A 13596-nucleotide genomic window follows, 5' to 3' on the forward strand; every position below is an offset into this window, starting at 1 on the left:
CGATTTAATCGCGGCGTGAGGTTTGTAATCGAGTGAACTAAGTAAAAACCGAGCAACAAAGAGTTAATCGTCCCTAGATCGAGCTCAAAGGGCAGCGCATGTTTGGCATTTATACTGCGTTATCGCCTATTTATGGGGAGCAACCACACATCATAGGTTCTGCCTTGCTCAAACACCAAACACACTGATTAAAACTCGACCACCAAAGCTCAACACGTCCAAGTCTTACAGCAACAATTAATATAAAAAAAACCTTGAGAGCTTGCGCTTTCAAGGTTGTAATTTTGAGGCTATATGATACTTACAAAAGTTAAGCTGTACCACCAACGGTTAGATTATCAATTTTAAGACTTGGCTGACCAACGCCTACCGGTACGCTTTGACCATCTTTACCACAAACACCAACACCTTTATCAAGTGCTAAGTCGTTACCAACCATCGATATTTGCTGCATTACTTCTGGGCCATTACCAATAAGTGTTGCGCCTTTAATCGGCTGAGTAATTTTACCATTTTCGATTAAATACGCTTCTGATGCGCTAAATACAAACTTACCTGAGGTTATATCTACTTGCCCGCCGCCAAAGTTAGGCGCGAATACCCCTTTTTTAACGCTGCTGATAATATCGGCCTGGCTGTGCTCTCCACCTAACATGTAAGTATTGGTCATGCGAGGCATAGGTAAATGCGCGTAAGACTCGCGACGTGCGTTACCTGTAGGATTTACACCCATTAAACGCGCGTTTAGCTTATCTTGCATATAGCCTTTTAAAATACCTTTTTCGATCAGTACATTGTAAGCTGCAGGTGTGCCTTCGTCATCTACGTTAAGCGACCCTCGGCGATCAGCCATTGTACCATCATCAACCACTGTACATAGTTCAGACGCTACTTTTTGGCCAACTTTACCGCTAAATGCAGATGCACCTTTGCGGTTAAAGTCACCTTCAAGTCCATGCCCTACAGCTTCGTGTAAAAGCACGCCAGGCCAACCATTACCAAGTACAACTTCCATAGTACCAGCAGGGGCATCAATTGCTTCAAGGTTTACTTTTGCTTGGCGCACTGCTTCTTCGGCAAATTCCATCCACCGTGGTTTACCATCAACAAGTTCTTTAAAATAACCATAGTCTAAACGTGCACCACCGCCTGCGCCACCGCGCTCACGGCGACCCTCTTTTTCAAGCAGTACCGAGCAGTTTAAACGAATAAGCGGGCGAATATCGGTGGCAAACGTGCCATCACTTGCCGCGATTAATACTTCTTCGTATACCGCAGACATTGAACTAATTACTTGCTCTGCATCGGGTGCTAGTTCACGAATATAGTTTTCAAGTTCGCGTAATAAGTTGACCTTGTCGGTATCGCTCATACTAGAAATTGGCTGATGTGGTGCAAACTGCTCTTTGGCTTTAACATCGCTAAATACTTTAATCGCTCTATCTTCACCTGCATCTGCAATGCTACGCGCTGCTGTTGCAGCTTTATTTAGTGCTTCAAGATTTATTGCATCAGAGTAAGAAAAACCTGTTTTTTCGCCGCTTACAGCACGCACACCAACACCACGCTCAACATTGTAAGAACCTTCTTTTACAAGCCCGTCTTCAAGCACCCACGATTCGTGGTGGCTTGATTGAAAATATAAGTCAGCGTAATCCACTTTATGCTGATGTATGTAAGCGAGCGTTTTTTCGAGCTCTTCTCTATTTAGCTGGCTGTCGTGTAGTAAATGCTGTTCAACCGAATTCATAATAAATGCTCTCTAAATCGTTGATGAGATTGCACTGGCATATCTCGTCTAATTTTTTGTAACTGGTCTAAATCTGCGTTGCAGCTTATAAAACCGGTGCCTGTTGGCAATTCACTTAGGATGTTTCCCCAAGGTGAAACAATAATACTGTGACCATATGTTTGTCGGCCATTTTCATGTATACCGTACTGAGCTGCTGCAACTACATAACATTGTGTTTCTATTGCGCGAGCTGCTAATAGCGGTTGCCAGTGTGCTTGCCCTGTTGGTACAGTAAAAGCACTCGGTACTAAAATAATATCCGCGCCTTGGCGTACTAGTTCGTTGAATAAGCCACTAAAGCGCAGATCATAACATACTGTTAAACCTATTTGGCCAAAGGGAGACTCAACCACCACCACATCGCTACCTGCTTGAGTAAAATCTGACTCTCGGTAGTTTCCTGTTTTGTCATCAATGTTTACATCAAACAAATGTATTTTGTTATACGTTGCAACTAGCTCGCCTTGGTTATTGAATAAGTGCGACGCTGCATAATATTTATTTTCATTAAACGGCTCTGGCATTGTGCCTGCATTTAACCAAATATTATGAAGTTTACACAATTTACTAAGTTGCAGTTTGTATTGTTCAACTTTCTTAGCAACAACGAGCGTATCGTGGCCACTTTTGCTAAAGACTAAAAAAGCCTCAGGTAAACAAACAAGCAATGGCCTGGTTGCTGGTAATGTTTTCAACACGCACTTTAAGCTTGCCATGTTTTCATCAGCATTTAGCGTTGAGCACATTTGCACAGCAACTATTGTAGGTGTTTTAAGGCTCTCGGTATTATTCATTGGCTGTTTTTACATCAGTATTTTTAAGCGTTAACTCTGTTGATGTTTGGGGCTGATTTTGCGCTGCTTGTGGTAACGTAACTTCACGGCTTTTTCTGTCAAGCTCCTGCACAACAGGATCGTTCATTTTCCCTGTTACTTTAAAATTAATTTCTGAAATAACATTCGCTGAATGAATAACTTTATCAAGTGCTAGCGCCGCAAGCCCTGTTACTGGATTCACCATCCAAGCAACAATAACCGGAATACTCGACGTTACTTGTGGTGCGACAGCAAGGTCGTAATTTATATCAAGGGTGTTTAAGTTTGCGTAGCCCTTAATGGTTAGATCAGCAGGTACACCATCCATTTTAGTATCTTTAGTATATGCGATGCCATTTTCTAGCTGCATAGAGCCTTGCATGCTGTTATAAAAAAAACCTTTTGAAAAAACATCTCTAAAATCCAGCTTTAGCTTACGTACCAACGAATCTAGGCTCAATAATGAAAATACCCGAGCACCGCCATCACTAACTTCAGTTAAATGCCCTTCTCCTAAATCCCACTGTATTTCACCACTTAAACTTGCAACATCAAAGTCATAAGGAGCGCCTTGCCACCCTAAATTATAATTAATGTTTGTTTTAGAATCTTTAATCGCTGTAGTTATATCAAACTCATCAAACAAGGCACCTACATCATCACTTTTAAGCTCGCCATTAAGATTAGTTAAACCATTTTCCCATTGTCCTTTGGTTCGCAGTATATGGTCGCCTTTATCAACAACGAGTTCAGAAATAACAAGTCGCTTGCCATCACCTAATAGCGAGGCACTTACTTTATCTAATTGATAATGAGATATTTTACAGTCACTACATTCAAACTCTATTGCCGGCACTTTAGTTAACCAACTTAAATCTTCGTCGAGTTCTGCATCCTTGGTATCTAGCTCTTGTTGGATTCTCTGTGCAAAGTTAAGTCTTAAATAATCAGCATTAATACGTATTGGCTGACTCGGCTGAGAGGTAGGAATAAATACACCAGCACGTAACTCTTTTGCGTTTAATTTTAGAGACAAATCACTTTGCATAGGTGCCAACTGCATTTCAAAGTCATTAAATACAATACTACTTGCATTAAAAGTACCTATATTTGCAACAACCTTATTTAACGGCGGCATAATGCCTGATGATTGGCTATCTGGATCGCCTTTTGCTGCATCAATTATTTGATCAATAAGATCAATCCACGGGACTAACTCTGTTTGCTCGAGATTAATATTAACGCTTAAATCTTTTGGGCTAAGCCCTAAATCTTGTTTACCCAGTACAAAATGAGCATTGCTAAATTGCGACTTATTATTTTCTAAAATAGCATTAAAGTAAAATTGCTGATTTGCATTTGCTGTAATAAGATTTGAAATTTCATCGCCTTGCACAACAGCATCAAGTGCCCATATTTGTTCACTCGTTTTATTATAAGGTGCTGGTAAGTTGCTCGTTAAACCAAGTAGTTCTGAAGTTACTTGTGCACGATAATTAAAACCTTGCTCGGTAAAGTTAAGGACTAAACCAATATCAATATCACTTTGACCCTTAAGGTAATCTTTTAAAATACCTTGTCCGCGTGCTATTAAGGTATTGGCGTCAAGTTGCGCATTAATATCTATATTTACTTGGTAATTTTTAGCATCACTTTTACTACTGTAGTTAATATTTAATGGCATACCAAGCCACGTAGCTGTAGCATTTTGAAGTGTGATATTGTCGTTTTTAAAACTAAGTTCACCACTTAGGTTTTTAAGATCAATACCTGGAGTCGCAATGAATACTGGCAGATTACTTAAATCAACTTTGCCACTCACACTTGCACCATCTTCAAACTTAGAGCCAATTAATAACTCAATACTGGCTTGTGCCTCTCCTTTGCCTTGCACAACAGTAAAAATCTCAGCAAGAGGATTGGCAATAGGAGTGGCTGCAAAAAAATCATGCAACTTTTCCATTGGTGCTTTTTTATCTATTTGTACAATAACTTCGTCAGCATTCATCAAATCGGCAATGCTTACTTTTACGCTGCTGCCTATGTCTAAATTTACTAGTTTGCCCTGCTGACTATATATATCCATACGTTCATTAGCAAAATGCAGAGCAACATTTGCATCAGTAACAGTTGGCCAATCAGGATCAAATTCATAGGTTGCATTATCTATTTGTGCCAATACATTAAACTGACCTGAACCATCAGCAAATGGAAATCCCGATACCGGTCCGGCAAATAAAATCTGCGCTTTGGCTATTTCGCCACCTTTAATTGCACCATTTAGATAGCTAACAAGTTCTGAACTCATCGCTTTAAGCGGAAAATAATTACCTGCAATGCTCGCATCTGGTGCGAACGCTTCTGCATATAAATCTAAGCGGGGGGTTTTACCTAAGCTCAGTGCCATCTCGGCAACTAATGTCACTTCGTTGTTATCAAACCAAATATTATCACTGCTGATATGCCAGCTGTCATTTTGCTTAGCTAAATCAAGCACAATATTAAGCTGGTTGTAAGCTATATCATTACTAAAGCTGTCCCCTGTAACCAATGTACCGTTTTCGCCAAACAATGAAATACGACCGCGGCTTTGGTTAACTAAACCGTTTACACGCAACCCTTGCACTGCTGGTATTGAATCCAATTCTTGCCAGCCAATCTCGTTCGCCTCGAACCATAACTGCCATTGCTGTGCATTATTAAAACTTACATAAGCTTGTTTTATTTGACCGCTAGGTTGTCGATTTAAAAATGGTTTAAGTGTATCAAAACGTGTAAGTTCCGCTAAATTAGCAAGTAACCCCAAATCAACTTGCTCTAACCATAGTTGCTTTTGAGTACCTAGTTGCGCTTCAAATTTTAAACTTGGCCACGTTGTTTTATTACTATTAAATGTTAAACCAGTGCTTTTTAAGTGCCAGCTGTTTTGCTCTGGATATAAATGAAAGCCGCCTTCACTCAAACTTACTTGCTGATTTTGCTCTGCACTTTTCCATCGAACAAAGCTAGGTAACCATTGCATTTTTATATCACTTACAAGCCCTTTTTCAAGCTTAAGCCACGCCTGTAAATTTATATCGCTACTTAATTGCTGCTTTTCAGTGTTAATGTATTGCGATAACAAATTAGACACATCAACTTTATTTGCTTGCACATATATATCACCCGCCACTTGCTCAATTGTTTCACCAGTAAGTGCAATGCGTGCATCAAAATTACCCACTGAAATCCCGGGTAAAGCTAAGGTGCCACTGCCTAAATGCTGGTTTTCTTCGTTTTGCCAAGTGATATTTTTGAGCAACAATTTCCGCTCTGTGCCATCTTCTAGCACAAAGTTAATGCTCGAGTTTTCTACTGCAAAATGGCCTGTTTCACCTAAAAAAAGCTCTTCTATTAATTCTTTTTGTTCAAACGAAACCTCTTCAGTCTCGTTACTATTAAATAAATTAGCCATATTGACGCTGGTATGAAAACCATTAATAACAAAATAGTTAGATTTAAATTGCAGCGTTTTTAAGCTTTCCCACAAGTTAAGCTCTAAGCTTGTTTTGGCTATGGTGAGTGATATAGGCGCAGTTTCGTTATCTTTAAACGATAAGTTTTCAAGTACTAGAGCAGGCCCACTGCCCTGCCAGCTCGCCGAAATTGCGCCAATTGACAGGCTTATTGCAAACTTATCATATAGGTAGGTTTCAATATTGCTTTTGTAATCGTTTGCATAGGGAAGTGTATATTTTAAAATAGAGACAATAACGGCCAGTAACACTAAAGTGATGGCACAAGTTTGCCATAACTTTCTAAAACAAAAAAAACAGGCCGCTTTTACCTTCATTACATCATCACCACATCAAACTGTTCTTGGCTGTACAAACTTTCGGTTTGAATATGTACTTGCTTACCTATAAACAGTTCAAGTTCCGCAAGATTATGATATTCATCATTGAGTAAAGCTTCGCTTACAGCAGGTGCGGCATAAACCATAAATTTATCTGCCGCATAAGCACGGTTAACGCGGACTATTTCGCGTAATATTTCGTAGCAAACTGTTTCAACCGTTTTTTGCGAACCGCGACCTGAGCAGGCAGGGCATACATCACATAAAATATGCTCTAAACTTTCACGGGTACGCTTACGAGTCATCTCTACCAAGCCAAGTGCTGAGAGTCCGTTAATGTTTGTTTTGGTTCGATCTTGTGATAAAGCAGCTTCAAGTGAATGAAGCACTCGACGTTTGTGATCCTCGCTTACCATGTCAATAAAGTCGATAATAATAATACCGCCTAAATTACGTAACCTAAGTTGACGAGCTATGGCTGAAGTAGCCTCAACATTGGTATTAAAAATGGTTTCTTCTAAATTTCTATGACCCACAAACGCGCCAGTATTTACATCAACCGTAGTCATCGCTTCGGTTTGATCAATAATGATATAACCACCCGACTTTAACGTAACTTTGCGATGTAGCGCTTTTTGGATTTCATTTTCAACATCAAATAAATCAAAAATTGGCCGTTCACCTGGGTAATACTCCAAGACTTGCGACAATTGTGGTACAAATTCTTCGGTAAATAGTTTTAATTCTTGGTAAGTGAGTTTTGAATCAACACGAATACGCTCCATGTCTTCACCGACATAATCTCGTAGCGTTCTAAAAGTAAGCGTCAGATCTTCATGTAATATACTGGCTTTGCTCGTTTTTTTACGACGGGATGTTATTCTCTCCCAGAGCTTTCTTAAAAAGCCGGCATCGTGCCGTAATTCAGCTTCACTAGCACCTTCTGCAGCAGTGCGAACAATAAAACTGCCATTTTCGTCACCATATTCAGCAACAATTTTTTTAAGGCGCGAACGCTCTTCTTCGGTTTCTATGCGCTGACTAACACCAACATGAGTCGCATCAGGCATAAAAACTAAGTATCGAGAAGGTATCGTTATATCAGTAGTAAGCCTAGCACCTTTAGTACCCAGAGGATCTTTTACCACCTGCACCATTATGAATTGGCCTTGGCGAACTAACTCTCTAATATCTTGTACTTTTTTTATTGGTACGTCGTCGACCCCTTCAACAATAGATGCACTGTTGACAATATCTGATGCATGTAAAAATGCCGCTTTTTCAAGACCGATATCAACAAAGGCCGCTTGCATACCAGGCAAAACACGGCTGATTTTTCCTAAATAAATGTTACCTACAATACCTAGGTTACCTATTCGTTCTAATTGAATTTCTTGTAATACGCCGTTTTCTATTAGGGCAACACGGCTTTCGCTTGGCGTGACATTGATCAGTAATTCTGTACTCATGTTACCTTCTTAAGAATGCTTGTAATAATTGTTCGGTCTCATATAAAGGTAAGCCTACTACACAAAAATAGCTACCCGAAATATGGGTAACAAAGCGACCGCCTAAACCCTGTATACCATAACCACCGGCTTTGTCTTGTGGCTCGCCACTTAGCCAATAAGCTTTTATTTCTTCATCGGTGAGGTCTTTAAAAGTAACATCTGTTGTTACAACACAACTCAATATTTTTTCTTGTGTAGCAAAAGCAACTGCCGTTAACACTTGATGTGTTTTACCCGACAAGCGCTTTAACGTTTGTGTAAAGTCAGCTTCGTCCAAAGGCTTACATAAAGACTCGTTATCAATCACAACAACCGTATCACTGCCTAGCACTGGACGGTCAATATAGCCAAGCTCAACACCTGTTTTTGCTTTTAAACGCGCTAAGCGCTCTACATACTTTTGTGGTTGCTCATTAGGCAACTGGCTTTCGTCTGCGTCAACACTAAACTGCGAAAACTCAATACCTAGCTGAGCTAGTAATTCTTTACGACGGGGAGAGGCTGATGCCAAATATACTGCGGTAGTCATTTACCTAATCCTAAAATGTCTGCGATATTTACGAAGTAATAAAAAGACCCAAAACCAACTTAACATGCCGGTTAAAACTGGCCATAAATATTGTGGATTAAAGTAAACACCCAGTAAAAAGTGATTTAACCAAAACTGCATTAGATGATAAAGCGTTAAAAATAAACCAATTAATAAGCTTTGTTGCCACAAAGAAAAATTGCGGATTTTTTGAAAATTACTAGCCGTTACAAAAATACAGATTGAATAGGTTAACGAGTTAACGCCAAGCGGCGAGCCAGATGCTAAGTCAATTAATAGACCAACCACCCATGCCGTACCAATATTTAAACGATGTGGCGCTGCAAGAGACCAGTACATTAATACCAGTAATACCCAATCAGGGCGAAATGGTTCGAACGAAAATGGCAACGGCATGAGCGCCATTATCAAAGCAAAAAATATGCTTAGTGCAATTAATAATGAATAACGGCTAATCATTATTTAAGCGCTCCTGTTCGTTTCGCCACAAAATAACTAATAAACGGACACGATCTAATTGTGCAATTGGCTCGGCATAAACTTGTGCAAACGGACGCCCTTCATCACGATTAATTTCGGTGATTACTGCGACAGGATAACCTTCGGGAAACGTTGCACCTAGGCCTGAAGTTACTAATATATCGCCAATACGTACGTCTAAACTATGTGGTACATGCGACAGCTTAACCACGTTAATTTTTCCGATCCCTTCGACCACGGTACGCACGTCATTACGCAAAATACGCACTGGTGTAGCATGAGTCGTATCAGTCATTAACAATACACGTGATGTGGTTGAGCCCACTTTTGTTAGCTGACCTACAACGCCCATTTCATCAATGACAGCTTGACCTTCACTGAGTCCATCGGTTGTGCCTCGATTTATAACGACTTGATGACTATATGGGTTTGAATGGACAGAAAGTACTTGGGCAATTATTTTTCGGTTAGATTGCTTTGCTGATGAGCCTAATAATGCACGTAATTTTTGATTTTCTCTGGCTAGGTACTGATACTGCTGAAGCTGCTCACTTTGTAACATTTGCTTTTTCTTCAGTGCTTCATTTTCAGTAAGCAGTTGATCGCGCGTATGTAAACTTTTAGCGCTTAGACTAAATAATTCATAAGGTAAGTTAGCAACATAGATTAATGGGCTTACAAGCGTATTTAGGCTGGTACGAATAATCGTACTGCCTTGTGTATACCTATCACCTGCTATGAGTACGATACTCAAAAACACTGCGACAAAAAGTCGCAGTTGTAAAGACGCGGTTCTTTCAAACATTGATTTCATTAATCGTAACTAAAAACGTCACCACCATGAACATCAATCATTTCAAGTGCTTTACCACCACCACGTGCTACACACGTTAGAGGATCATCAGCAACAACAACCGGAATACCTGTTTCTTCCATTAATAAACGGTCTAAATCTTTTAGTAATGCACCACCGCCAGTTAAAACCATGCCGTGTGCAGAAATATCTGATGCGAGCTCTGGCGGAGATTGCTCAAGAGCTACCATAACAGCACTTACAATACCCATTAATGGCTCTTGTAATGCTTCTAATATTTCGTGTGAGTTAAGTGTAAATGAACGCGGCACACCTTCAGCAAGGTTACGACCGCGTACTTCAATTTCAATTGGCTCATCTGTTTTAAACGCAGAACCGATTTGGTGTTTAATATTTTCTGCTGTCGCTTCACCAATTAAGCTGCCAAAGTTACGGCGCACATAATTAATAATTGCTTCATCAAATTTGTCTCCACCAATACGAACAGATGATGAGTAAACAACACCATTGAGTGAAATAATAGCCACTTCAGTTGTACCACCGCCAATATCAACAACCATAGAACCGGTTGCTTCTGATACTGGTAGGCCTGCGCCAATAGCTGCTGCCATTGGCTCTTCAATTAAGTAAACTTCGCGTGCACCCGCGCCCATTGCAGATTCACGTATTGCGCGTTTTTCAACTTGAGTAGCCCCACACGGTACACAAATTAATACACGTGGGCTAGGTCGCATAAAGTTATTATTATGCACTTGCTTAATGAAGTGTTGTAACATCTTTTCTGTTACATAAAAGTCAGCAATAACACCGTCTTTCATCGGGCGAATGGCTTTAATATTACCAGGTGTTCGGCCTAACATTTGCTTTGCTTCTGTGCCTACAGATGCAACACTTTTAGGCCCACCAGCACGCTCTTGGCGAATCGCAACTACTGAAGGTTCATTTAGTACAATACCTTCTTCTTTAACGTAAATCAGGGTATTGGCTGTACCCAAGTCGATCGATAGATCGTTAGAAAAAATACCACGGAGTTTTTTAAACATGAGGCTGGATGACCTTTGAAATATTTTGTATTAACGGCACTCTAATTTTTAGATTTTAAAATTCAAACTAAAAATAGAGGCTTCCTTTTATAAATTATCGTTCTCGCATTAAGCGAAAACCAATGTAATTTGCTCTAAAATCAGGGGTCAAAATTAAGCGCGTTGACGCTCGAGCAAGACTTGGAGCAAAATTCCACGCCCCACCTCTAACTGCAACATCAGATTCTCCTGACTCTTTGTCAGTCCATTCCCACACATTACCAACTGTATCGTATAAACCAAACGCATTGGGAGAAAAAGAGCCCACAGGTGCTGCACGCTTATTCGACCATTCACTACCACACCAACCACAGTTAGCTAAGTTTTTATCTATGTCGTTACCCCAAGGGTACTCAGTGTCAGTACCTGATCGTGCGGCATATTCCCACTCAACCTCATTCGGTAAGCGAAATTGTTGCCCTGTTTGACCCGACAGCCATTCTGCGTAGGCTTTTGCATCGTTATATGTTAAACATACAACTGGAAAATCATTACCTTGATCAAAACCTGGGTTACGCCAATTTAAATTAGTTTCCCATACCGGCTCACCATTTAAATAGTACGCACACCCCTTGCCCTGCTCTGCTTGCGTTTTATAGCCGCTGTTTAAAACAAACTTCTCGTAAGCGCCAACGGTTACTTCTTTACTTTGCATTGCAAAAGAGTTTGCAATCGTTTTTTCAACAACAGGGCGTTCGTTTGCTAAGCCACTGCCGTTAATATCGCCCATTTTAAACTTTCCCGCAGGAATAATGACAACAGGCTCATCAACGATTGTATTTAATATTTTTACATTTTCATTTACTTGACTAGTAATGACTTCTGGTTGCTCACGAGTATATGTCGGTGCAGCAATCGACTTAGACTTTTTTACTAAATTAGCATGAATAGTTTGCGCTTTATTCAAGTCGATTCTAACTTGGTAAGGTTTATAACCTAGTTTACGCACTTCTACATTGTGAATACCGCTTGGTAAACGAGTCACTAAGCGCGTTGATCCAAAGCTAACGCCATCAATAAACACTTCATCATCGTATACGTTTGAACGCAGTGTTAATTCAATTGACTGGTTTTCATCTTGCCCTGCACTAATATTGTTATTTGTTGTTGGCGACTTCATCGCGTAATCAGATGATGAGGCTGCACTATTATCAGCGTCATTACTGAATGTTAACTGACTATCTGAATAAGTATTGCTGCGGTAGCTTGGCTGATATGTTGTCGCCATCGGAGTACCGTATTCAGAACAATAGCGATTATCTATACTTAGTAAATTACATAAACGGCTGCTGTTAACTTCGCCGCGCATCGTGACACTTAAATTAACGTTATAATTGCCTTGTCCACTAAAAGCACTGCTTACTACATGGCTACTTAAAATTTGTACCTGAGCGCCCGCCATATTTCGCTTTGGCTCAACTAAACGCTCTTCGGTTAAATTAACAAATATTTGATCGACAAACCGCTTAGTTGCTTTTTGTAATCCCATTTGCTGGCCACGCTGCTCACACGCTGCAAGCGTTTCTGTACGCTTACAATTTATAGTGTGATCTACTTCTAATGTACCCTCACGCGTAAACTCATTACGTAATCGTTCAACACGCGCAGTGGTTAATTGCTCTTTTAAACTCTCTAATGTGTTCAAAAGTGTATGCTTGGCAACACGAATTTGTTCAATATCTTTACGGTGGGATGCAATTGCCGCCAACTGCATAGAAATATCGTTCTTATTTTGCTTATGATCGACCACCGCTTTTTGATAGCGCGATTGAGCCACACTAATATCAAGTGTCGGGTCGTCGATTAATCGGCGATACATTTCATTCATCGCATCAAGAGCTTGGTTTTTTTCTTTATCTAACTCTGTAGAGCGTGAACGAAGTAATTCAAGTTGACTTTGTAACTGATTTTCTTCTTTTAAGTGTTTATCAAGTATTCTTGTCGAGCTATCGTATTCAGTTTGTTTAATACTAATCTCAGACTCAATTCCAGTCACAGTGGCTGTATCTTGTGCAAATGCACTACTAGCTAATAAGCTAGCTGAAATTAGCAGAGATAAAGAAGCAATTCGCATATATTCTAGTCCCAAAAAGCGGCAATTATTTGGTCGTTATTTTTTTTATAATTAAAGTCTTATGCTATGTACTTGCGGCGCAAAACACAAGCTTTGTTCAATTATTATCTTAGTTTACAACTATTCCCGTGCTCCACGCCAGTAAATAACCCGATCATTTCTCCTAAAGCGGACAAATCGTAAAATAGTGCTGGGATCGAGTTCGAGTTTGTAACTTATTAACCCAAGTAAAATTGTGTAACAAGGGGTAATTATCTTTACAAAGAATCTTTAGTAATGTTTATTCTTTACAATTTTGCACTTGATTGAATAGGCATGACAAAAGCTTCATTTGTGCAAGTAGCGATAGCAACTGTATACTTAATCTGAACTCTGGATATTAAACCTATCTCAAACTGTTATTTTCAGCGCAAACTGCGTTGAAAATCTCTGACTAGAGAAAATAAATTTAAATATCATTATGGTTCAATATGCTAGGGCGCGTTGACCTTTCGTGATTAATTTTGCAGCAGTGTGTTTGGCATTTAGGCAAGGCAGCGCCTATGTAGTGTGGTTATTCCCCATAAATAGGCGATAACGCAGTATAAATGCCAAACATGCGCTGCCCGAAGGGTTCTACCTAGGGGCAATTAACTCTTTGTTC

9 protein-coding genes are annotated in these 13596 nt (G+C 39.9%); all 9 read right to left on the reverse strand.

Annotation, left to right across the window (positions count from 1 at the left end; translation table 11 throughout):
* Positions 1 to 310: 310 nt before the first annotated feature.
* The 9 genes from tldD to CWB66_RS03400 all read right to left on the reverse strand — a co-directional run bounded on the left by tldD (position 311) and on the right by CWB66_RS03400 (position 12953).
* Entirely contained in the window at positions 311 to 1750 is a 1440-nt protein-coding gene (tldD, locus tag CWB66_RS03360) for a metalloprotease TldD (protein WP_138584335.1), read from the reverse strand.
* Positions 1747 to 2586 carry a carbon-nitrogen hydrolase family protein gene (locus CWB66_RS03365; RefSeq protein WP_138584336.1) on the reverse strand — a complete coding sequence of 280 codons (840 nt, stop codon included), beginning with the start codon at positions 2584 to 2586 and terminating at the stop codon, positions 1747 to 1749. The genes tldD and CWB66_RS03365 overlap by 4 nt, the downstream gene beginning before the upstream one ends.
* Positions 2579 to 6439, reverse strand: a complete 3861-nt coding sequence (locus CWB66_RS03370; protein WP_138584337.1) for a YhdP family protein — start codon at positions 6437 to 6439, stop codon at positions 2579 to 2581. The genes CWB66_RS03365 and CWB66_RS03370 overlap by 8 nt, the downstream gene beginning before the upstream one ends.
* Complete coding sequence (gene rng, locus CWB66_RS03375) at positions 6439 to 7911, reverse strand: ribonuclease G (RefSeq protein ID WP_077536165.1); 1473 nt, start codon at positions 7909 to 7911, stop codon at positions 6439 to 6441. Before rng ends, CWB66_RS03370 begins: the two co-directional genes overlap by 1 nt.
* Before the next feature lies 1 nt (position 7912).
* Positions 7913 to 8482 (reverse strand): Maf family protein, encoded by a 570-nt coding sequence (locus CWB66_RS03380; RefSeq protein ID WP_138584338.1) that lies wholly within the window; start codon positions 8480 to 8482, stop codon positions 7913 to 7915.
* The gene (mreD, locus tag CWB66_RS03385; RefSeq protein ID WP_077536168.1) at positions 8483 to 8962 is read right to left on the reverse strand and encodes a rod shape-determining protein MreD; all 480 of its coding nucleotides are present in this window, start codon (positions 8960 to 8962) and stop codon (positions 8483 to 8485) included. It abuts the gene before it with no gap.
* Entirely contained in the window at positions 8955 to 9797 is an 843-nt protein-coding gene (gene mreC, locus CWB66_RS03390; RefSeq protein WP_171037454.1) for a rod shape-determining protein MreC, read from the reverse strand. The genes mreD and mreC overlap by 8 nt, the downstream gene beginning before the upstream one ends.
* The gene (locus CWB66_RS03395; protein ID WP_002958401.1) at positions 9797 to 10840 is read right to left on the reverse strand and encodes a rod shape-determining protein; all 1044 of its coding nucleotides are present in this window, start codon (positions 10838 to 10840) and stop codon (positions 9797 to 9799) included. The genes mreC and CWB66_RS03395 overlap by 1 nt, the downstream gene beginning before the upstream one ends.
* 94 nt (positions 10841 to 10934) lie before the next feature.
* The gene (locus CWB66_RS03400; protein ID WP_138584339.1) at positions 10935 to 12953 is read right to left on the reverse strand and encodes an SUMF1/EgtB/PvdO family nonheme iron enzyme; all 2019 of its coding nucleotides are present in this window, start codon (positions 12951 to 12953) and stop codon (positions 10935 to 10937) included.
* Positions 12954 to 13596 lie beyond the last annotated feature (643 nt).

It is taken from the genome of Pseudoalteromonas sp. S558, assembly GCF_005886635.1.
Lineage (GTDB): Bacteria > Pseudomonadota > Gammaproteobacteria > Enterobacterales > Alteromonadaceae > Pseudoalteromonas > Pseudoalteromonas aliena.